The organism is Acidovorax sp. NN32 (assembly GCF_057597245.1).
The window spans coordinates 2,167,047-2,184,001 of sequence record NZ_CP199679.1; the positions used below are offsets into that span (position 1 = coordinate 2,167,047).

Annotated in this window: 32 protein-coding genes; 2 read left to right on the forward strand and 30 right to left on the reverse strand. The window is 58.1% G+C overall.

What is annotated here, in order from left to right; genetic code table 11:
- Window positions 1–30: 30 nt before the first annotated feature.
- The 30 genes from ACT89O_RS10065 to ACT89O_RS10210 form a co-directional block, all read right to left on the reverse strand.
- Window positions 31–951 carry a recombination-associated protein RdgC gene (locus ACT89O_RS10065; RefSeq protein WP_487262506.1) on the reverse strand — a complete coding sequence of 307 codons (921 nt, stop codon included), beginning with the start codon at window positions 949–951 and terminating at the stop codon, window positions 31–33.
- 74 nt (window positions 952–1,025) lie between these two features.
- On the reverse strand, window positions 1,026–1,523 hold the full coding sequence (locus tag ACT89O_RS10070) for an HD domain-containing protein (protein WP_487262507.1): 498 nt from the start codon (window positions 1,521–1,523) through the stop codon (window positions 1,026–1,028).
- Between the two features lie 41 nt (window positions 1,524–1,564).
- On the reverse strand, window positions 1,565–2,179 hold the full coding sequence (locus ACT89O_RS10075) for a hypothetical protein (protein ID WP_487262508.1): 615 nt from the start codon (window positions 2,177–2,179) through the stop codon (window positions 1,565–1,567).
- Window positions 2,180–2,213: 34 nt separating this feature from the next.
- Complete coding sequence (locus ACT89O_RS10080) at window positions 2,214–2,366, reverse strand: hypothetical protein (RefSeq protein WP_487262509.1); 153 nt, start codon at window positions 2,364–2,366, stop codon at window positions 2,214–2,216.
- Window positions 2,363–2,683 carry a hypothetical protein gene (locus ACT89O_RS10085; protein ID WP_487262510.1) on the reverse strand — a complete coding sequence of 107 codons (321 nt, stop codon included), beginning with the start codon at window positions 2,681–2,683 and terminating at the stop codon, window positions 2,363–2,365. Before ACT89O_RS10085 ends, ACT89O_RS10080 begins: the two co-directional genes overlap by 4 nt.
- On the reverse strand, window positions 2,670–3,005 hold the full coding sequence (locus ACT89O_RS10090) for a hypothetical protein (RefSeq protein ID WP_487262511.1): 336 nt from the start codon (window positions 3,003–3,005) through the stop codon (window positions 2,670–2,672). The genes ACT89O_RS10085 and ACT89O_RS10090 overlap by 14 nt, the downstream gene beginning before the upstream one ends.
- A 134-nt stretch (window positions 3,006–3,139) precedes the next feature.
- The gene (locus ACT89O_RS10095; RefSeq protein WP_487262512.1) at window positions 3,140–3,298 is read right to left on the reverse strand and encodes a hypothetical protein; all 159 of its coding nucleotides are present in this window, start codon (window positions 3,296–3,298) and stop codon (window positions 3,140–3,142) included.
- Window positions 3,295–3,801, reverse strand: coding sequence for an HNH endonuclease (locus ACT89O_RS10100; RefSeq protein WP_487262513.1), 507 nt, complete (start codon window positions 3,799–3,801; stop codon window positions 3,295–3,297). Before ACT89O_RS10100 ends, ACT89O_RS10095 begins: the two co-directional genes overlap by 4 nt.
- A complete protein-coding gene (locus ACT89O_RS10105; RefSeq protein ID WP_487262514.1) occupies window positions 3,794–4,609 on the reverse strand; it encodes a hypothetical protein in 816 nt (271 codons plus the stop codon). The genes ACT89O_RS10100 and ACT89O_RS10105 overlap by 8 nt, the downstream gene beginning before the upstream one ends.
- Window positions 4,606–4,764, reverse strand: a complete 159-nt coding sequence (locus tag ACT89O_RS10110; RefSeq protein ID WP_487262515.1) for a hypothetical protein — start codon at window positions 4,762–4,764, stop codon at window positions 4,606–4,608. The genes ACT89O_RS10105 and ACT89O_RS10110 overlap by 4 nt, the downstream gene beginning before the upstream one ends.
- Window positions 4,751–6,097, reverse strand: a complete 1,347-nt coding sequence (locus ACT89O_RS10115) for a hypothetical protein (RefSeq protein WP_487262516.1) — start codon at window positions 6,095–6,097, stop codon at window positions 4,751–4,753. The genes ACT89O_RS10110 and ACT89O_RS10115 overlap by 14 nt, the downstream gene beginning before the upstream one ends.
- Entirely contained in the window at window positions 6,094–6,258 is a 165-nt protein-coding gene (locus ACT89O_RS10120) for a hypothetical protein (RefSeq protein WP_487262517.1), read from the reverse strand. Before ACT89O_RS10120 ends, ACT89O_RS10115 begins: the two co-directional genes overlap by 4 nt.
- The gene (locus tag ACT89O_RS10125; protein ID WP_487262518.1) at window positions 6,258–7,490 is read right to left on the reverse strand and encodes a hypothetical protein; all 1,233 of its coding nucleotides are present in this window, start codon (window positions 7,488–7,490) and stop codon (window positions 6,258–6,260) included. The genes ACT89O_RS10120 and ACT89O_RS10125 overlap by 1 nt, the downstream gene beginning before the upstream one ends.
- Before the next feature lie 31 nt (window positions 7,491–7,521).
- Window positions 7,522–7,854, reverse strand: coding sequence for a hypothetical protein (locus ACT89O_RS10130; protein ID WP_487262519.1), 333 nt, complete (start codon window positions 7,852–7,854; stop codon window positions 7,522–7,524).
- 58 nt (window positions 7,855–7,912) lie between these two features.
- A complete protein-coding gene (locus ACT89O_RS10135) occupies window positions 7,913–8,407 on the reverse strand; it encodes a siphovirus Gp157 family protein (RefSeq protein ID WP_487262520.1) in 495 nt (164 codons plus the stop codon).
- A 162-nt stretch (window positions 8,408–8,569) separates the two neighbouring features.
- Window positions 8,570–9,019, reverse strand: a complete 450-nt coding sequence (locus tag ACT89O_RS10140; RefSeq protein WP_487262521.1) for a hypothetical protein — start codon at window positions 9,017–9,019, stop codon at window positions 8,570–8,572.
- An 8-nt stretch (window positions 9,020–9,027) separates the two neighbouring features.
- Window positions 9,028–9,678: a hypothetical protein gene (locus ACT89O_RS10145; RefSeq protein ID WP_487262522.1), complete on the reverse strand. Its 651-nt coding sequence runs from the start codon at window positions 9,676–9,678 to the stop codon at window positions 9,028–9,030.
- A gap of 26 nt (window positions 9,679–9,704) precedes the next feature.
- The gene (locus tag ACT89O_RS10150) at window positions 9,705–10,355 is read right to left on the reverse strand and encodes a DEAD/DEAH box helicase family protein (protein ID WP_487262523.1); all 651 of its coding nucleotides are present in this window, start codon (window positions 10,353–10,355) and stop codon (window positions 9,705–9,707) included.
- Window positions 10,356–10,550: 195 nt separating this feature from the next.
- On the reverse strand, window positions 10,551–10,790 hold the full coding sequence (locus ACT89O_RS10155; RefSeq protein ID WP_487262524.1) for a hypothetical protein: 240 nt from the start codon (window positions 10,788–10,790) through the stop codon (window positions 10,551–10,553).
- Between the two features lie 123 nt (window positions 10,791–10,913).
- On the reverse strand, window positions 10,914–11,594 hold the full coding sequence (locus ACT89O_RS10160) for a hypothetical protein (RefSeq protein WP_487262525.1): 681 nt from the start codon (window positions 11,592–11,594) through the stop codon (window positions 10,914–10,916).
- Window positions 11,587–11,763: a hypothetical protein gene (locus ACT89O_RS10165; protein WP_487262526.1), complete on the reverse strand. Its 177-nt coding sequence runs from the start codon at window positions 11,761–11,763 to the stop codon at window positions 11,587–11,589. The genes ACT89O_RS10160 and ACT89O_RS10165 overlap by 8 nt, the downstream gene beginning before the upstream one ends.
- The gene (locus ACT89O_RS10170; RefSeq protein ID WP_487262527.1) at window positions 11,742–12,002 is read right to left on the reverse strand and encodes a hypothetical protein; all 261 of its coding nucleotides are present in this window, start codon (window positions 12,000–12,002) and stop codon (window positions 11,742–11,744) included. The genes ACT89O_RS10165 and ACT89O_RS10170 overlap by 22 nt, the downstream gene beginning before the upstream one ends.
- The gene (locus ACT89O_RS10175; protein WP_487262528.1) at window positions 11,999–12,262 is read right to left on the reverse strand and encodes a hypothetical protein; all 264 of its coding nucleotides are present in this window, start codon (window positions 12,260–12,262) and stop codon (window positions 11,999–12,001) included. Before ACT89O_RS10175 ends, ACT89O_RS10170 begins: the two co-directional genes overlap by 4 nt.
- Complete coding sequence (locus ACT89O_RS10180) at window positions 12,259–12,582, reverse strand: hypothetical protein (RefSeq protein ID WP_487262529.1); 324 nt, start codon at window positions 12,580–12,582, stop codon at window positions 12,259–12,261. Before ACT89O_RS10180 ends, ACT89O_RS10175 begins: the two co-directional genes overlap by 4 nt.
- The gene (locus tag ACT89O_RS10185; RefSeq protein ID WP_487262530.1) at window positions 12,575–12,751 is read right to left on the reverse strand and encodes a hypothetical protein; all 177 of its coding nucleotides are present in this window, start codon (window positions 12,749–12,751) and stop codon (window positions 12,575–12,577) included. Before ACT89O_RS10185 ends, ACT89O_RS10180 begins: the two co-directional genes overlap by 8 nt.
- Before the next feature lie 444 nt (window positions 12,752–13,195).
- Window positions 13,196–13,561, reverse strand: coding sequence for a DNA cytosine methyltransferase (locus ACT89O_RS10190; RefSeq protein WP_487262531.1), 366 nt, complete (start codon window positions 13,559–13,561; stop codon window positions 13,196–13,198).
- Between the two features lie 91 nt (window positions 13,562–13,652).
- On the reverse strand, window positions 13,653–13,808 hold the full coding sequence (locus tag ACT89O_RS10195; protein WP_487262532.1) for a hypothetical protein: 156 nt from the start codon (window positions 13,806–13,808) through the stop codon (window positions 13,653–13,655).
- A 290-nt stretch (window positions 13,809–14,098) separates the two neighbouring features.
- The gene (locus ACT89O_RS10200; protein ID WP_487262533.1) at window positions 14,099–14,314 is read right to left on the reverse strand and encodes a hypothetical protein; all 216 of its coding nucleotides are present in this window, start codon (window positions 14,312–14,314) and stop codon (window positions 14,099–14,101) included.
- 46 nt (window positions 14,315–14,360) lie between these two features.
- Window positions 14,361–15,101, reverse strand: a complete 741-nt coding sequence (locus ACT89O_RS10205) for a methyltransferase (RefSeq protein WP_487262534.1) — start codon at window positions 15,099–15,101, stop codon at window positions 14,361–14,363.
- A gap of 514 nt (window positions 15,102–15,615) precedes the next feature.
- Window positions 15,616–16,272 carry a LexA family protein gene (locus ACT89O_RS10210; RefSeq protein WP_487262535.1) on the reverse strand — a complete coding sequence of 219 codons (657 nt, stop codon included), beginning with the start codon at window positions 16,270–16,272 and terminating at the stop codon, window positions 15,616–15,618.
- Window positions 16,273–16,344: 72 nt separating this feature from the next.
- Between ACT89O_RS10210 and ACT89O_RS10215 the strand changes: the two genes are divergently transcribed.
- The gene (locus tag ACT89O_RS10215) at window positions 16,345–16,557 is read left to right on the forward strand and encodes a Cro/CI family transcriptional regulator (RefSeq protein WP_487262536.1); all 213 of its coding nucleotides are present in this window, start codon (window positions 16,345–16,347) and stop codon (window positions 16,555–16,557) included.
- Between the two features lie 3 nt (window positions 16,558–16,560).
- Window positions 16,561–16,953, forward strand: a complete 393-nt coding sequence (locus ACT89O_RS10220; RefSeq protein WP_487262537.1) for a hypothetical protein — start codon at window positions 16,561–16,563, stop codon at window positions 16,951–16,953.
- Window positions 16,954–16,955: the final 2 nt, after the last annotated feature.

Genomic DNA, 16,955 nt, shown 5'->3' on the forward strand with positions numbered 1-16,955 from the left:
CGCCGTAGTAGATGCGGGCGATCCCGGCTTTCATGGCGCACCGGCCCCAGAGCCAGCCAAACCGCTCTCCACTTCGCCGCCCAGCGCCTCGATCAAGTCCGGGATCAGTTTGACCAGCTCGCCCGTGGCAATCGCCACATCGGTGTCAAAACCGCCGTCATCAGACTTGGTGCCTTCAAATACCGTGTCCAAGAACTGCAGCTTGCGCACCTGCAGCCCATCGGTCAGCAGGAACGACACGCGGTCATCCCAGGTCATTGCCAATCGCGTTGGCAGCTTGCCCGCATCGATGTGGGCTTGGACTTCCTCAATGTCCAGAGGGTGGCGCCCGTAGCGCACCACAGCCTTTTCCTCGCTGGTGCTCTTGAGCTCGCACTCGCGGTCCACCGTGAAGCCCCCGGGCGGCTCCTGTTCCTTGAGCCAGTGGGCCATGGCGGCCTGCGGGCTGGTCTGGGTGTTCAGCAGCGACACCGACAGGCCGGGCAGCGCCTCGACCAGCAGGGTGACAACTTCGTCCGCGCGGCCCTGGCTGGAGGTGTCCAGCACCAGCAGGCGCGAGGTGGTGTCGATCCACACCCACATCGATCCCTGCTTGGTGAAGGCCATGGGCAGCAGGTCCAGCTTGGCCTCGTCTTTCAGCTCCTTGCTTTCCTTCTTGCCGGGCTTGCGGCCGGTTTCCTGCTCGATGCGCTCGGCCTTTTCTTTCACGCGGCGGGCCAGCACGCTGCCGGGCAGCACTTTGGATTCGACCATGAAGCGGGCGATCAATTGGCCGCCAATGCTTTCCACCATGGCGCCGTGGGCCTCGCCGCGCGGCGGAGTCCAGCCCAGAGACTTCTCCTGCGTGGCGCCGCACTCCATGAATGGAGCCTTGGCCAAGGCTTCCTCCACTTGAGCGACGGTTGCCATGAAGCTTGGAGCGATGCGATAGATGATGAGGTTCTTGAACATGAGTGGTCCAAAAAAAATAGGCCCCTCTCGGAGCCCTGGTGTGGTGTGTTTGCCTGTTAGGCGGTGGTGGGTGGTTAGGCAACAGGCCAATTGCTTTGCGAGTAGGCCAGCGAGCGCAGCAGTGGGTCTGCTTTGGTCATCACCTCAAGCAATGCGCGCTTTTCTGCCATGTAGGTGACGGCAAACTTTGGATCGTGCATCACGATGCTGCTGGTGTTGCTGATCAGGTCGGCGCACTTGATTGTCTGAATCCAGCCAGAAGCGCCAGCAAGCCGCTCTCTAGAGGCAGCCTTGCGCTCTGCTCGGTTGCCGACTTCAAAATCAGAAAGCAGCGCCACACCGACAGCCACGCGCATCCCGAAAAGTTCCTCGATAGTCTCGCCGGTTACGCCTTGGTCTTCCCGGCAATCATGGAGCCATGCAACGGCCAATGTTTCCTGACTACTGTCTACGGTAGCGACGATGCCAGCGACTTCGGCAAGGTGGTCAACGTACGGGTTGCCCGTGTACTTGCGCACCTGCTTTGCGTGAGCTCGCCTCGCGAACTCCATTGCCTTGAATGCCAAATCCATATCGTTCCCCAAAAAGAATGCCCCTTAGAGGGGCGGTGTGGTTAGGCCGGGGTTAGTTCCTGGCGTTTCTTTTCCAGGTTGTGCTGGGCGACCATCACTTCCCATTCCTCGTGCAAGATGCGACGGCAGCCGGGCAAGTTCATGTCAAAGGCTTCCTCGACTGTCTCGCCGCGCGCCTCGTAATAGGCGATGTGTGCGGCAACGTCCGGGATCAACAGTGCGTATGGACCATCAGGGCCGAAGTAGAGAAATCGGCAGGCATTGAGCATGCTGCCGATGTGCGTCCACCCTTGTGAGTCGGGGCCTTTGTGGCAGAGGGTCAAAGGTACAGAGAAAGCTTTGGAGATAGTTGCTTCTGGATGCGCGTAACCCACCTGAGCCGCGAACTTATCCGCCGCTTCCGTCTTGCGCTTGGGCCAGCACACTCCGCGCCTGTCGGGCTTCTTGAAGTCGGCGTGGTGCTCGTTTCGCTTGAACATCACGCCGCGCAGGACGCCGGTGATGCGGTCGGTGGTGATCTGTTCGGCGCCGTAAAGGTTTGCCAGCGCACGTACTTCTGCGCGTACCCGCTGCACCTCTGCAATGTGCGTCTTCACCAACGACAGTGCTGGATCTCCTTCGATCATGTAGAGCGCGTCCTTGATTTCGTCATCCATTCCGTTCTCCCATAAAAAAGCCGCTCAGTGGCGGCTAGTGAAAAGTGTGAATCGGTTCCGGTTCCTCCGGCTCCGGTGGTGGCTTGTCGGCTTCATCCCGCTCTTTTCGCCAGTCTGTAGCCTCCCAGCGTTCTGGGTAGTGCTTGGCCTCGTAGGCTTCGCGGTAGTCACGGGCGCGTTTGCTCATGGCATGGCCTTCCCTATTTCGGCGGCTGCACGGACGATGGCGCGACGGGTGGCTGTGTACCAATCAGCAGATCCGGTAGTTGCCCAATTTTCTAAAGCAATACCACCCGGATTAGGCCAGTTACCTGGGTTTATGAAGCCAAGCTTCACGGCCAGTCGCAGCGCATCGCCATCGTCGGTAAGTGGATTCCAAAGAAATCGCCCGCCGCAATTCAAACCCTCTACCCACTCATCGCCATAGGCTTGATGCCAGCGCGCCCACTCACCAGATATCCCCGCAGCCTTAGCCGCCAGCTCCAGCATTTCACGGTCTGTCATTTCCTTCTCCTTCGGTATTGAGGGCGCGGATAGCGGCAACAGCGAGTTTCTTGATATACGCCTGATCGGACGTAAAGCACGACGACGAGTTTTCCACCGCCTTCTCACACCGCTCCCGCGCTCGCGCAGCCACAAGGGCGGCATCCTTGCGCAGCTTCTTGCACTCAGCCTGAGCCAGCCCGTACAGGGTGCATAGCTCGGCCTCCTGGGCTTTGAGTTCGGCAATCTCCCGCGCCTGCGCTTCCAGGGCAGTTGCTGCTTCATTGGCTACGCTATCGCCAACCCAGCGCAACCGCTCAATCAAATCAGTGTGTTGGGTCATGGTGCCGCCCTATCTTGAATGCAGCCGCGCTGCAGCAATTCCGATCAAGATTCCGACGATCATCACAAGGCCCATTTCAAGGCGTAGTGTTTGAAAGACGGAGGTGTATGCCATGCAGGCTTCTGGGATTGTGGTCATGGTGCCTCCTTCGGCCAAACAGTGCGGTACTCGGGCCACGATTCCTTGATCGCATCCTCTGCCACGAGCTGCGGGTGCACATCGTCGTAGCCCTCCGGGCGCTTGAGCGCCACCAGGACTTCGTCGTCTTCGACTTCGATGGTGATGGTCTTCATGGTGCTTTCTCCAGGCGGGCGATGGCGGCTGCGTGCGGGTTGCATGAGTGATAAAAATAGGCTGCATTCTGGTATGCAGAATAAGCGTCCTCCTTTTTGTCAAACCTTCCTATGTATTTCAGCTTTCCTTCGACTTTTATCTGTGCTTCCCATTTTTGAGTGAACTTATGCCAATGGACACCACGGTAGCCGGAAGTGTTATTGGATTGCGCCAATCTGTTCTGCATATTTGTTGATGCAGTTGCTTCGCGCAAGTTAGAAATTCGATTGTCAGCCTTGGTTCTGTTGATGTGGTCTATATCATGTGACGGCCATATTCCATGCTTGATAAACCACGCTAACCTGTGCGCTTGATATGACTTTCCTTTAATGCATATCATGCGATAGCCTTTGTTATTTATAGAGCCAGCTGTTGCGCCTTTAACCGCTTTGCCACGACTTACGCGCCAAACAAAATCACCAGTTTCCGGCGTATAGATCAGCATTTCATTAACGTCATTCACGCTCAACATCCTGTCCTCCTTTCATATCCGCCACGCCATGGACGGTGATGCCGTGTGCGCTCTCTACTTCGTCGACAACCTGCCACCAGTTCACCTCCCATCCGTTATCTCCGATGAAGCAATGTTTGTCGTAGATCGCATTGCGCTGTTCCTCTGTCAGAGGCTTGCGTTGCTGCATCTCTGGTCGCCACCACCCCACAAACCCAGCGAAGTCAACAAACCCACGCTGAGGCTGTGTTCCTTCCACTTGCCGCTCAAAGCAGTAGCCGGTGATAACGAATCCCTTCTCTAGCAAGTCGGCCAGCTTGCGGGCGCCAAGTTCGGTGAAGTCGGGAGGTGTCAAGGATTGCTTGACTATTGCGGTGTTTCCAGACTGCGCTGGTTTGAACAGCATCAAGGTCAAGTCAATCACGCATGACCGCAGCGCGTCGAACTCATCCGTTTTTCGGTCAGCCACATCAATGACGCCTTCCATTGCCGCAAGCGTGCGCTCCAAGAACGCCCGTGTCGGCACCGCCCCGGCCTGCGCCTGGGTGGGCTGCGGGGTGGTGAGTGGCAGGTGGTAATAGTGATTGCGCCAAACGATGCGGTCGCACTTGTCCGGCACCATCTGCACATAGCTTTCAGTAAGCGATTGCCCCACCCCTGCAGGTGTGCCCCACTTTGCAACCATCTCTTCAAGCTTTTGCCGGACCGGATGCACTACAGATTCGCCAATACACCCCGCTTGCCGACCTGCGACAGCGGAGGCGTAACGCTCAATTGCGGCCCACAGTTCCGCATCCGTGGGCTGTGTTTGCTCAGTCATGGCTTGCTCCTTGCAAGGATTTCCCGCTCCAGAATCTCCGTGTGCCGCGTAACTTCATCACTGAGATAGTCAGGAAACGCAATTTTCGATGCCAGCATTGCGCTTTCCATGGCGGAAAGCAGGCGCATCAAGCTGAGTAGTTCAGTGGTTGTCATGTTTGCCTCCTTGCTTGCGGGCTGCGCGAATAGCATCTCGTAGGCTGGGCAGCATTTCGTACTCGTAGTTGGTGAACCCGACAAGCGCCCACTTGCCCTTTCGGTGACGCAGGCTCATTTCTGGATGTTGCTCGATGAAGTCCAATAGCGCCGCATCCTCCAGCACGCTGTCTGCCGCCTGGGCGGGTGGGGTGGGAGCAGCGGAGAGCATTGCGCGGTAAATAGCAGCGCCAAGTGACTGAATGGGGCCGCCGGTGTTTTTTGAGTTGGCTTGCCAGTTCAGAAAAGGCTCGCACGCGGCGTTCAGTTGATCCGAAGTCGGCGTGACTGGCACTGCCTGCCATCCCGCTGGTGCCGTCACGCTGTCTACAACTTTTCCAGAGCCGCCGCACTTCTTACATACGTGGTCGAAGTCTGACTTGCCCTCGAAACAGTTGCCACACTCCGCCAGCACGCTGTCTGCCTGGGCGCGATCAGTTCTTGCAGCATTCCAGAATGGCGCGAGCCAGTGCCCCGCTGGCGGCGGATTTGCATCCTGCGCTCCAAATGCCAATGCACCTGTGATGGCATCTGCCACCATTGCGCGGATGCCTTGCGGGTCCTCGTCGATTGAGTAAGGGTACTGCGCTGGCTGGCTGTCTGCCTGGGCGGCTGGTGCCGTGGGGGCAAGCGCCACGTATCCACCTGGGTTGTGCCCATATATGCGTCCTTGGCCTTGCTCTGCTCGCCAATCTGGGTGCACCCAGCCAATCGCCACGGCTGGTGCTTGCCCATGGGATGCGCGCAGGGCGTGGGTGCGGTCTGCGAAGTCGCGCAGGTCGTACTCACTGTACGAGGCTGGGCGGTAATTTTCTGAGTCGCCGCTCTCCTCGTATGAGGGCTCAGGCAGCTCCGCATAGGCCACGCCCTGTGGTGCTGGATGCGCGGTGGCTGCCGTGAGTGCCGCAGCAATCCGGCTTACAGCATCTTCAATGCCTTCGCCTGGGGCAAGCTGTGCGGCTGCGAATAGTTCGTGTGCCAGCTCTGTCTGGGCGGTGGCTGGGTGGTAAAACCGGCACGCTGCTTCGTCTTGGAACTCAGAGTTGCAGCCTGGGTATGGATTTTCTCCGCACATCTGGCAGGTCGCTTCGTCTTTCACTGGATCGGCCTGCACCCCTAGCGCTGCTGTGAGTGCGGCTACCTGGGCGTGAAGGCGGCGGATGAACGCAGCGGTATTTTTTAGCGGCAATGGGTCGAGCCCGAATCCTGGTGCTCGCTCTGCAAACCATTCGAGGCCTTCCGCATGTTTCAGCGCTTCTGTCTGGGCGTGCTCGCCTTGGGTGGGGGTGGTCATTTTGTTTCCTTCTTGTCTGGCTGCTTGCACTTTGGGCAGACGCGCAGCACATGTTTTGATTCACCTTCGGCTTTGCAATCTGGGCAGCGCCAGCGCAAAACGCCATCGCGGCGGACAAGCAGCCCGCCCATGTTTTCGTAGTGAAGCTTTTGCCCGGTCATCACAGCTCCTTTGCCTCAGATGCGGGAATGGTGCCGATGAGGATGCCGCGAAGTCGCAGCAGCTCAACACCGCACCGCGCGTATGCGGCCCTGAATGCGTCACCCTCTGTGCCAGAGAAATGATCTGGAGGCTCTACGCTTAATTGGTAGTTGTGGGCTGTGTCGCTGAATGCGCGGATGAACTCTTTTGGCACTGCCACCATTCCCTCTGTGGGAGATGGGTGGGTGTACACAGGCACTGCATCGGGGTAGTACTCACGCGTTCTTGCAAAGATCGCGCTGCCGGACGGTAGCCGGGACATCCACGCCACCGGCTCACTCCCCGCGCTTGCTGCGCGATTGCCGTGACAGTTTTCGCAATGCCACATCCCGCTGATTGATGAGACCTTGGCGTTGTCCCCGCATACTGGGCAATCAGGGATTGATTCACCACTAGCATTAGCGGAGATTTCGCCATGCAACTTCGTGATCTGTTCCTCTAGGCGCATGCCAATGGGCGTCTTGGCGAAGTGCTCTGCCCACTCGCCATCCTCAAGCAATTGCACTGCTGCGAGCATGTCGTCACGGTGCGCGTCAGGGTCAACAGGCACAGCCAAATTGTCTAGGTGCACACCGCCGTCGATGCGCTTGAGCGCGGTCATCGCGTCCCACACAAACGCATGGTCTGCGGTGATGCAGCCTTCCATGCCAAGGTGGGTGAACAGGTTGTTCAGTGCCGTGTAGAGCTGCCCATTGATCTCGGCGCTCCCCGCACTTGCTGCGAGAGAGGCGTTTGCATGCTCAGCGATAGGGCGCTTTGCAATAGCCGCGTCTACCTGCTTGATCAGCCACGGAGCCCAAAGGTCTGACTCTTGGCTGCGCACCGTTTTCAATGCGTCGATTAACTGGGCATTCATGGACTTCATATCCACTAATTGCTGCTGCAATTCTGCACAACTCGTTTCGGCGTCGCGTCGACGGTCGATGGAGTCGCACAGTTCGCAATAGAGCGGATCGCCCGTCTCTGCGGACATGAGCATCATCGATGCGGGGTGCCCACAGCTCAGCGGTGCGGCACTTGCTGCGAGAGAGGCGCGGGCCTGCCATCCTTGCCAGCGTTCGCAGTGCGTATGCGCGGCCCAATTGCTGTAGCCGGTCGATGCGTAGCCAGTGCCGCAGCGGATGCACCCTGATGGGAGCGGGAACACCTTCTCGAAGTCGTCGCGCTCTGCTGTATTCGTGTCGTCAGCCATACGGCCTCCTGTGGTGTTAGCGGGGGTGCGGTTATGCGGCCTTCTTCAAACCAGCCCAGACCGTTTCAGGCTTATTGGCCTCTTTCTCGCCAAGCCACCAAACGCCTCCCTTGCCGTCATCGCAGGCGCGCTTGGTGCGGATAACCGGCTGCTTTGCGCCCACGTTCTTCACCAGCCACTTTTCGTAGGCGTGGGCAATGGCCCCGGCTCGGCCTGGTGGGCAGACGATGCGCTGGCCTTGCTTGACCTTGCAGAAGATTTCGGCGTACTTGCCTTCATTCGTGCGCTCGCGCCCGGTGTATGGGTCGTTTGAAATGCTCAGGTCGGATGGGCCAATGGGTTGGTATGTGGTTGGCTTCGTCATATCTGGTCCTGAAATGAGAAGACCCGCTACTGCGGGCCTTTGGGTGGGGTGGGGGATGTCAAGTAATGGACAACCGGTCCTTGCGCACGATGCGGGCTCCGGCCACCGCTTCACCCGCCTTGATCGCGGCCTTGATCTTGGTTTTGCTGGGTGTTGGTGGCTTCGGGTCGTTGCACAGCGATGCAGGAAACTCGGCATCCGCATCAATCTCCACCGATTCGTCACGCTCCACATATAGCTTTGCGGCGAACAGGCCCAGTTCGTGTTTCACCTCATTTATTCCCGTGGCCTTCATGCAGTCTGCAAGGTAGGCTTCAAACCGCTCCAGGCGCTTTTCGCGGGCCTCGATCTTGGCAAGCATGTCCTTGATCATGGCCTTGGCGCTGGCAAGCGTTGTGGCTTCTTCCTTTGCGTAGGCCACGCAAGCCACGGCTTTGTTTTGGAACAGATCGCGGCTCTCGGTGTAGCTCTCCAGCAGTTCGCCGGTTTCTGGATCCATCTGGTTGACAGACTCGCGCACGGCCTGGGCCGCGTCAAACAATGTGATGCTCATTTCTTCCCCAAGAAGTAAGAAGGCCAGCGACTTGTGCAGTGCTGGCCTTCGGTTGCTGATTCAGTTCACGGCGTTTTGCGATGTACCGTGCATGCGCCCTGGCTCTTGCTGCCTTGCCCTTGGGCGATTGGGCGTAGGCTCGGTAATCGCGTACTGGCATGGCTAGGCTGCCATGCGCACCAAGGCATGCGCTTCTTTGTGATGCTTGGCACAAAGCCACACCACATCCAGAGGGCGGCTGTAGTCAGGGTGGTGCCCTTCCGGCTTATCGCAGCATTCCGGCACCGCACACACCGGCCATGGGATAACCCGGCCTTTCCGCACTGCGTTGTCCAGCACGTTGTTTGCGCGGCGGCGCTCAGGATGCTTGGCCGCCCACCGCTTCACAGCGGCTTCATGGCTTTCTGCAAAAGCCGGTGTACGCTGATAAGCAGCTCGGGCCGCGACCCTGTGAGGCATGGAACCTCGCAATCGGTCATATTCCCGGACCCGCTCAAGATTCGCTTGCCGGTAAGCATTGGCACTCGCCTTCACACAGTCCATGCAGCGAGACTTGTTGTTTTTATAGAAGCCCGAAGGCTCCTTGTTCGTGTTGCAGTGTTTGCAGAGCATCGCGCCTCCTACCAAGGGATATCGGACTCGACACCATCAAACCCAGACGATGCAGGGTGCCCAGCTGGAGGCCCGCCAGCGCCATCATCACCATGCGACACGGCGTTATTGCGCGCGCCCTTCAGCGGCCGATGGCGAAGCCCTTCAACCATCTTCGGCAGAGCCGCAGGCTGGGCCTTCTTGTCGAGGATCTCGCTGGCCGTCAGCTCGGTGCTTGCCTGAAACACATTCTTGAGCACCATGCGCGTGCCAACGCTGCCGTCCTGCTTTTCATAGTCTTCTGTTTCCAGCAGCACGCCGATTGGCTTGTGCAGGTCTGGGAACAGGGTGCCGTCTTCCTGCACTTCCTTCTTGTTGTCGTAGTCCCACTTGGTGACCTTTCCTGGCTGTGGCTTGATGCCACGCAGTTGCATGCAGGTCATGATTGCCATCAGCGTGTCATAGCCCTGGTAACGCTCACCGTCCTTGCTGGTGGTGTAGATCGCCAGATTGGCCTTCTGGCCTTGTGCGCTTTTGAAGACGAACGCAACGCCGCGCCCGCCCTTCTTGGTTTTGATGTCTTCTGCTTGAACGAACTCGCCGACATACTTGCCGAGTTCTTTGATGGTTGCGCCTGCGGTGTCTGCGTGGCGTGCTGCTTGTGTGTCGAGTTGATACATGGTGGTTTACTTTCGTCGTTGGGAAATCAAGCTGCTTCGGTAATGCCGTAGAAGTCGCAGATGGCTGCATCTACAGCGGCTAAGTCGTTGGGGATGTGTTGATCTGCGAACATGTCGATGGGCGACTTGCAGCAGTCTTGGCCGTTGGTCTGCGTGGCAAACAGGTACTGGCCGTTGATGATTTCGGTGCGCAGGACGATGGTGAAATATCCTTCCGGCACCAGCGTCTGATCAACCATCTTCCCCACGGTCTTCATGCGAACCTGTCCGAAGTCGTCTGTTTGCGTGTGCGCCAGGATGTACACCCGGCGATGCTCTGGCCGCGCGCCAGCAGCTTGGAACACGTTGAATGCGTGCTTTCCAATGTCGGTGAACTTTTCGTAGCCCTTTTCAGTGCTGCGTGTCATCAGTTCATTGACCATCACGGCTTGATAGTCGTCTACGACAACCACGTCATGCGGCGCGGTGCGAAGAATCTTCTCGATTACGACTGGGTCACTTGTTTGAATCACGTTGCCCTCACCCTTGAGGGTCACGCGCGTCACCCAGCCCTTAGTGCGGAACGGAAGTGGCTTCTTGATGCACTGGATCAGCAGCGTCCGCGCCGGGTCCAGATTGCGCAGGCTGGTGCTCTTGCCGCTGCCGCTGTTTCCCAAAATCAGTGTGGCTATGCTCATTTGATGTTCCTCGGTGTGATTGGTCGAATTCCATTTGTGCGCAGGCCATAGCCTCATCGCATGACTCTTGCAAAACTGGATGCATGGCGCACCTCTCAATAAATCGGTGTTGAATACCCCCGCACAAAAGCAAGTGCGAGAGCTAGAGCGCAGCCAAGGAGCCACGCGGCGACATAGGTGGCGGTTTTCATGTGGTCATCTGAACCCAAGGGCTTTCATCACCCGCTGGCAGTGTTTGTCGCGGTCTTCATCAGTTTTCGCTTGCTCCGCAAGAGATAGCATCCCCGCCAGCACTTCGTCTGGCATCCCTATAGCCTTTGCGATGCCTTGCCGGATAAGCGCTGCATCTGCGCGACTCAGCACTACGCCGCTTTCATTAACCGGGCCAAGGGCGCGGACAAAATCTGCCGCGTGTGTGTATGGGTGTCTGCTCATGTTTTTTCCTTCATGCAATCCACGGCGATGCAACCACCACCGCCAGCAACAGCGCAACGACAAAGGCCAGGGCGATTTCGATTGAGTCGCGCTGGCCTTCGGTTAGGTTGAGTTCGTCTTCTGTCATGGGGATGGCTCCTTTGCTGCGGCTTGCTTGCGGGCTGCTATTGGCGACTTGATGTAGCCGTGCTTGACGCCGTATTCAATAGCATCGAATACGTGCTTGATGGCCTTGCGCGAGTCGGCGCACGGGAGCCCGCTACCAGGGCAAACGCCTGATTCGTCTGCGCAGTCGCGGCACCGGCCACCAAAGCGAGCAACGTAGTCGATGTGGGTAGCCGTGAACACCAGCGCCACATCCTCACGCACGCTGTCTGCGTGGGCCTCCCCCTCTGCTGTGTTGGGACGGGCCTTGGAGAGGGCGGCGCGGGCGTCTCCTATGATTCGCCCAGCTACGACATTCCCCTCGTCAATAGTCCCTGTCGGGTCTGTTACGCCGTTACTGAAATCGCCATGCGTCTCGCACATTGAAGTAATGCAATTCAGCGCTTCCTCCAGCTCCTTCACCCGCTCCACAAGTGGATCGCTGCGACGGTTCCAGGCTGCAATCGCATCCGCTTTTGCCTCTGCCATCCATTCGTCTTTAGTTCCATCGCCAAGCGTCTGGATGCGCGTTTCAGCAAGACTCGCGCCGCAGCCTCCGCAGCTCGCGACGATCCACCGGAAGGTCGAGCCTTCTGCAAAATCGAGCCCGACATGCCCGCAAAAAGGGCACGGCCCCGGTGTCGGCTTTGCTTCACCCATGGCTATCCTCCTTGGTCTGTTGTTCACCGCGCATCTCGCGGACGTAGTTGATGTAGCGTGAAGCCTCTTTGTCGTAGCCTCGAATGCGCAGCGCGAAAGCCGCATCGTCCAGGGCTTCAAGCAGGAACGCCACCTTTGCGCTGTCGCTCATTTCTGCGAGATTGCCCATGATTCGCTCCTTGCTTGCGCCACAGCATCCCGAAGGCTTGCGGCAGTGTTTTCTTCTGATGCCATGTCAACGCATCCGGCCATGACAATGACAGCCAGCACCACAGGCACTAGCAGCCATCCACGGCGCATAAAGGCGTAAAAAAACCGGCGGTAGGCCGGTGTCTTGTAGTAGTAGATTGCGTGCCCGTCGCATCGCGTGGTGCGGGGAAAGCGCAGGGTCCAGTTTGAGTCGTTCATCGGAATGTCCCTCGCTCAATGTTCATAAAGCGTGCGCAACTGCTGGCGCCGTTCTCTGCCATGCACAGGCGTGCTTCATCGCAGCCGCAGTTTGGAAAGCAGCAGTTGATGATCCGGTCTCCGCTCAGCGGGTTGCCGTAGTCATCTACGGGCTCGTCATCGTCGTCAGTCGGCGCACCGGCGTTCTCCGCCTTCACCTTAGCCTGCGCCTCTGCGCTTGCCTTCCGTGCTGCTTGGAGGTCTTTGAGTAGCTTGGTCATGGCTTGGCCTTTCCAAGCTCTGCTGCTGCGCGAACGATGGCGCGGCGCACTGCATGGTCATGGTCTTGATTGACCGTATCTTCTTTAAAGAACTGTCCACGCAATGCCCCAGAAATGGTGTTTGCGGTAGCCTCGCATGGCCCGGTGCTAACAGACATGCACAATCTGTTAGCCAGCCGCAGCGCATCGCCGTCGTCGGTGAGCGGCTCCCAAAAGACGAATTGGTTATTGACCACATGGGTGAGCGTGTCGGCCATCCATCCATATTCTTTTAGCCCCGCAGCCTTCGCTGCCCATTCCAGCAATTCACGGTCACTCATCATCTTCTCCAGGATGGTCAGGATCTCTAGGGTCCGGGTGCTCGCGCATCCGGCGTTCCAGTGCTTTCTCACGCTTTGCTTCTTCGCGGGCAAAGAAGTCAAACTCTGGCGGGATGTTGAAGTGACCGCGCAGGCAGTCGGCTATGTCGGGCTGTACGTGGTCGTTCATTGCTGCCTCCATGAAAAAAGCCCGACTACGCGGGCTGTGGGTTAGGTCTGGTTCAGCACGGTCCATGCTGCTGCCGCCACTCGTGGAACCTGTCCGTTCCCAATGGCTTTAAGTCGGTGTGCCCAATGGGCCACCCCATCAACCACTCTGTCCACTCCGGGTTCAGGTGGCCATCCGAATTGGGAGATTTGTGCCGGACCACCTGACTCAGGCGAACCTGGCTTAGCACTCCGTTCTCCGCCCGGTGTTTGAAGGTGCCGCGTTTCGTCTCGTGCATCGACGCTGACGGCTTTCGGTCGCTGTTGTCCGTCGCGCATGGCGTCGGCCACAATCCAAATTCGGTTTCGCAGGTGGGGAGCTCCGGCGTTGTGCGCTCCCAGCACTCCCCATCTCGCATCCATCCCCAGCGCGGCCAGGTCTCCGAGTACACGCCCAAGTCCCCGGCTAGTGAGAGTTGGGCGTGTACTCCACGAACGCGAATCGTGGTCGTACTTCGCCAATGATCCGAGCCATCTCGGACCAAAGGCCGGAGCGCTCTCCGTCGAGTCCGTCACCTTTCCCTGCCACACTGATGTCCTGGCACGGGAAGCCTCCAGAAACCACATCAACAATGCCTCGCCACGGTCGGCCATCAAAGGTTCGGACGTCATCCCATACCGGGAAAGGCGCGAGTGTTCGGTCGTTTTGTCGGGCCAGCAGAACGCTTCGGGCGTAGGCGTTGTATTCGACTGCGCAGACGCAACGCCATCCAAGCAGGTGGCCGCCGATGATGCCTCCACCAGCGCCCGCGAAAAGTGCCAACTCATTCATAATGCTCCATGAAAAAGCCGCCTCAGAGGGCGGCTAGGGTGGGTGGGTGTTTGAGCCGCTATACCGCAGCCTGTGGAGTTGGTTAGCGCCGTTAACTTTCGTATGCCTGTGCGCGTTCTTCCGGAGGCAAGTCAAAGAAGTTTTCAACACCGCCGCGATCTGCTGCACTGCGCATGCGCTCAGCACGCTCATCTGCCGGGCGATCCCAGAATCCGTTATTGCACTGGTAGCTGTCGTCTGGTTCCATGCTCTCTCTCCTGTTCGTTGATTGGTGGGCTACTCGCATCACAGCACGCAGGCGGGGCCTGGCTCTGGCTGCATCTGCTTTTGCCCGTAATGGCTGGTGATTGCTTTGAAGGGCGGACCCGTCGTCGCTCGGGGTTGCACGCCTTTGCAGGGCCTCGCGGTGCGGCTTGTCCTGCATGTTTGTGGTGGGTTTTGATATCCGGAAATCGGACATCAAGCGCTTGCTCTATCAGCGCCGCCGCCCATCAAAGCAATCACCCCAATGGATAGACCATGGGGTGTAGGGGTGGGTTAATCGCGGTACAAATACGCGACAAGGTCGTTGCTTAGTGCTTCAAGCATTTCTGGCGTTGCCTCTATGGTTGCTACGTCACGACCGCCGTTACCGCGACTTCTTACCGTGATTGCGTGTTTCCCGGCTTCGTCGCGATTGATTGATATATACGCCGGGTAGCCTTCTGGCGGCGTCGGGTCGGTGTGAGCAAATATGTTGTGCTGTGAACTCATCTCTATCTCCTAGTTGAAAACAAAGCGCCTGAGGCGCTGGTGGGGGTTAGGCCGGGATGACAGCGATCACAGTGCGAACGCCGGTGCCGCTGGCCTTGAATGAGTTTTCAGGCAGCTGCTCGATGTGACCGCCGTGGTCTTCCACAAACTGCTTGAATGCAGTCGTGCGCGCATCGGTGCGGAACTCGACACCTGCGGCCATCACCGCCACCAGAAGTCCATCAGGCTTGAGGAACTTGTGCGCGTGCAAAACGTGCTTGATGTCGGACTGCTTGAGGAATGGCGGATTCATCACCACGCGGTCATAGACAGGCTCTGGCGCAATGGTCAAAAAGTCTGCCTTGGTCACTGGGCCTAACTTGGGATCGCCAGCCAGGGCTACAAAGTTCGCGTCCATCAGCTCGTAGCAGTCAACCACGGCGCCCAGTTCTGCGCAGGCATAGGCAATAGCTCCCTTGCCCGCACTTGGCTCCAGCACACGCATCCCGCGCTCAATGTCGGCCAGTTCAACCAGCCGCGCCACAACCGCAGGCGGAGAGGGAAAGAAGTTGAATTCGTCCTTCGGTACTTCGACAGCGCCGGACAAGATGATCTGGTCCATGCGCTCGGCCGCTTCGCCGTCGAACACATGTGCACGGGCTTTCTTGTTCCACTTGCCGCCAGCTGCTTCAAGCACCTTGTTCGTGCGCTCGTACAGCTTGCGGTCAAGCTGACCAGTCAGCACCACGTTGTTGCCTGTTGCTTCGGCGGCGCTCAGGACCGCCAGGACTTCGTCATCTACTAGCATGCATGCTCCTGTTGAAAAATCCAAAGCAGCCTCTGTGAAGCGGCTTTGGGTTTGCCATTCCTGCGAATGGCTCGGGTCTTGCTTTTCTTGGCGACCTAGCCTCACCGCCGTATAGAACCCAGCGTTGGATTTCGCAGTGCTGGGGCAGCCGGTCGTTTCCTTCCTTCGCCCTACATATCTCGTTCGCGTTGCCTGATCCCATCCGGGGGCAGAGCGCTACTAGCCTTCACACCGACGATCTTTTCTATACCGCTACCGCCTGCGGTTGCCTTGTGTTTATCCAGCCGGGCTTGCTGCAAGAACCCGAGGTGTGCGCCGATCCGCTTCACCCGATGCCGCTTTGTTTGCGGCACGGGTGTACTTTAGCAGGCTTAAAGAAATGCGCAAGCGCTAAAGCCCATTAAATTCAGCGGGCTAAATACGTAGGACGATACGTAGTGAAAAACAGGCGTAAAAAAACCGCCTGTTGGGCGGCTGGTTCGGCGTCTGCTTTTTCAGGCTTGCTTTTACGCGGTCATAGTTTGCCGCCGTTGCGGTACTCAATAACCCTGCCAATCACGCGCATGGCCGGGTCATCAATCTCAATGGTGGGGAAGGTGGGGTTGAGTGGCTTGAGAAACCACCTCCCACCATCAAACGCCAAGCGCTTGAATGTCGCTTGCTGAGTGGAAACGTCTTTGGCTACCACGTAGTCACCCGGGCCTGATGCGCGCCCAGGGTCCACGATGATGATGGTGCCAGGCGGAAAAGATAGTTCCCCGGGATAGGGGCTTGTCATGCTCTCACCTTCAACCACCAGTGCAAATGCGTTGTCTCCGGGGCTAGAACTAAACGCGGACTCCCATTCGTCCGCTTCCCCCGCTGCATAGTTATCTTGCACATCACTCCAACTTCCGGCTTGAACCCAAGAAATTAGCGGCACGCGCTTTCTCTCGCTTACCGCGCTCACGTTGCCAATGGCGACCATCTTCGGCCCCTTGCCAGTGGCGATCCATACAGCGCTGAAGCCTGTAACAGCTTGTATGCCTGCCGCAGAGTCTGACTTGATTTCCTTGGTTTCGCCAGAAATCCATTGCGTCACTGCTGCGGCGGACTTGCCTGCGGCGCGCGCAAGAGCCGACTTTCTGTAGCCAGCATCCACGATTTCCTGAATTCGTTCACTGAGTGCCATAGCCGGAAATTAAGCCATCTAAAGTGTTAAGTGGGCTTGCTGCCGTTGCTTAAGTGTGCTTAAATGGCGGCCATGAAGACGCAACAAGCAATCGAACTGGCTGGCAACGCAGCATCGCTCGCCAAGCTGCTGGGGATCACCCCGAGTGCCATCACTCAATGGGGCGAGGAAGTCCCCGAAAAGCGCGTATGGCAGATGCGTTTGCTCAAGCCGCGCTGGTTCCGCAAAGCCAAGCCCCTCGCAACCGAGGCCGCTACCGCTGAGCCCACCACTACTGAGGCCTGAGCCATGAACAACGCACCAATCGACTGGTCCTCGTTGATTGCTCGGCTGAAAAGTGCTGGCATGACGCAGACACAAATTGCAGCGGAATGCGGCGTCAAGCAACAGTCCATTGCCTATCTGTCGAAACCAGGGCATCACGATCCTGGTTACTCGGTAGGCGCTCGGCTTCTCGAACTGGCCGATGCCGCCCCACTGTCCGTAGTCGGCGTACTGGAAACGTGCGAACGCAACTTCGTCTTCATCGGCGGCTGCACCTTGACCGACAGGCCAGACCTCCCACTGTCTGCCGACACAAGCTGGCAGATTGATGTGTCGCACTTGCTGGAGTCCATTCGCTGGGCGAAGCAAGTCTTGGGCGGTGCTCTGGTTTCTCCAACTTCCGGAAAGCGGGGCTGAAC

Excerpts from the sequence above, each read along its gene's own strand:
- ACT89O_RS10065 (WP_487262506.1), bottom strand. The coding sequence starts at position 951 with ATGTTCAAGAACCTCATCATCTATCGCATCGCTCCAAGCTTCATGGCA.
- ACT89O_RS10070 (WP_487262507.1), bottom strand. The coding sequence starts at position 1,523 with ATGGATTTGGCATTCAAGGCAATGGAGTTCGCGAGGCGAGCTCACGCA.
- ACT89O_RS10075 (WP_487262508.1), bottom strand. The coding sequence starts at position 2,179 with ATGGATGACGAAATCAAGGACGCGCTCTACATGATCGAAGGAGATCCA.
- ACT89O_RS10080 (WP_487262509.1), bottom strand. The coding sequence starts at position 2,366 with ATGAGCAAACGCGCCCGTGACTACCGCGAAGCCTACGAGGCCAAGCAC.
- ACT89O_RS10085 (WP_487262510.1), bottom strand. The coding sequence starts at position 2,683 with ATGACAGACCGTGAAATGCTGGAGCTGGCGGCTAAGGCTGCGGGGATA.
- ACT89O_RS10090 (WP_487262511.1), bottom strand. The coding sequence starts at position 3,005 with ATGACCCAACACACTGATTTGATTGAGCGGTTGCGCTGGGTTGGCGAT.
- ACT89O_RS10095 (WP_487262512.1), bottom strand. The coding sequence starts at position 3,298 with ATGAAGACCATCACCATCGAAGTCGAAGACGACGAAGTCCTGGTGGCG.
- ACT89O_RS10105 (WP_487262514.1), bottom strand. The coding sequence starts at position 4,609 with ATGACTGAGCAAACACAGCCCACGGATGCGGAACTGTGGGCCGCAATT.
- ACT89O_RS10110 (WP_487262515.1), bottom strand. The coding sequence starts at position 4,764 with ATGACAACCACTGAACTACTCAGCTTGATGCGCCTGCTTTCCGCCATG.
- ACT89O_RS10115 (WP_487262516.1), bottom strand. The coding sequence starts at position 6,097 with ATGACCACCCCCACCCAAGGCGAGCACGCCCAGACAGAAGCGCTGAAA.
- ACT89O_RS10120 (WP_487262517.1), bottom strand. The coding sequence starts at position 6,258 with ATGACCGGGCAAAAGCTTCACTACGAAAACATGGGCGGGCTGCTTGTC.
- ACT89O_RS10125 (WP_487262518.1), bottom strand. The coding sequence starts at position 7,490 with ATGGCTGACGACACGAATACAGCAGAGCGCGACGACTTCGAGAAGGTG.
- ACT89O_RS10130 (WP_487262519.1), bottom strand. The coding sequence starts at position 7,854 with ATGACGAAGCCAACCACATACCAACCCATTGGCCCATCCGACCTGAGC.
- ACT89O_RS10135 (WP_487262520.1), bottom strand. The coding sequence starts at position 8,407 with ATGAGCATCACATTGTTTGACGCGGCCCAGGCCGTGCGCGAGTCTGTC.
- ACT89O_RS10140 (WP_487262521.1), bottom strand. The coding sequence starts at position 9,019 with ATGCTCTGCAAACACTGCAACACGAACAAGGAGCCTTCGGGCTTCTAT.
- ACT89O_RS10145 (WP_487262522.1), bottom strand. The coding sequence starts at position 9,678 with ATGTATCAACTCGACACACAAGCAGCACGCCACGCAGACACCGCAGGC.
- ACT89O_RS10150 (WP_487262523.1), bottom strand. The coding sequence starts at position 10,355 with ATGAGCATAGCCACACTGATTTTGGGAAACAGCGGCAGCGGCAAGAGC.
- ACT89O_RS10155 (WP_487262524.1), bottom strand. The coding sequence starts at position 10,790 with ATGAGCAGACACCCATACACACACGCGGCAGATTTTGTCCGCGCCCTT.
- ACT89O_RS10160 (WP_487262525.1), bottom strand. The coding sequence starts at position 11,594 with ATGGGTGAAGCAAAGCCGACACCGGGGCCGTGCCCTTTTTGCGGGCAT.
- ACT89O_RS10165 (WP_487262526.1), bottom strand. The coding sequence starts at position 11,763 with ATGGGCAATCTCGCAGAAATGAGCGACAGCGCAAAGGTGGCGTTCCTG.
- ACT89O_RS10170 (WP_487262527.1), bottom strand. The coding sequence starts at position 12,002 with ATGAACGACTCAAACTGGACCCTGCGCTTTCCCCGCACCACGCGATGC.
- ACT89O_RS10175 (WP_487262528.1), bottom strand. The coding sequence starts at position 12,262 with ATGACCAAGCTACTCAAAGACCTCCAAGCAGCACGGAAGGCAAGCGCA.
- ACT89O_RS10180 (WP_487262529.1), bottom strand. The coding sequence starts at position 12,582 with ATGAGTGACCGTGAATTGCTGGAATGGGCAGCGAAGGCTGCGGGGCTA.
- ACT89O_RS10185 (WP_487262530.1), bottom strand. The coding sequence starts at position 12,751 with ATGAACGACCACGTACAGCCCGACATAGCCGACTGCCTGCGCGGTCAC.
- ACT89O_RS10190 (WP_487262531.1), bottom strand. The coding sequence starts at position 13,561 with ATGAATGAGTTGGCACTTTTCGCGGGCGCTGGTGGAGGCATCATCGGC.
- ACT89O_RS10195 (WP_487262532.1), bottom strand. The coding sequence starts at position 13,808 with ATGGAACCAGACGACAGCTACCAGTGCAATAACGGATTCTGGGATCGC.
- ACT89O_RS10200 (WP_487262533.1), bottom strand. The coding sequence starts at position 14,314 with ATGAGTTCACAGCACAACATATTTGCTCACACCGACCCGACGCCGCCA.
- ACT89O_RS10205 (WP_487262534.1), bottom strand. The coding sequence starts at position 15,101 with ATGCTAGTAGATGACGAAGTCCTGGCGGTCCTGAGCGCCGCCGAAGCA.
- ACT89O_RS10210 (WP_487262535.1), bottom strand. The coding sequence starts at position 16,272 with ATGGCACTCAGTGAACGAATTCAGGAAATCGTGGATGCTGGCTACAGA.
- ACT89O_RS10215 (WP_487262536.1), top strand. The coding sequence starts at position 16,345 with ATGAAGACGCAACAAGCAATCGAACTGGCTGGCAACGCAGCATCGCTC.
- ACT89O_RS10220 (WP_487262537.1), top strand. The coding sequence starts at position 16,561 with ATGAACAACGCACCAATCGACTGGTCCTCGTTGATTGCTCGGCTGAAA.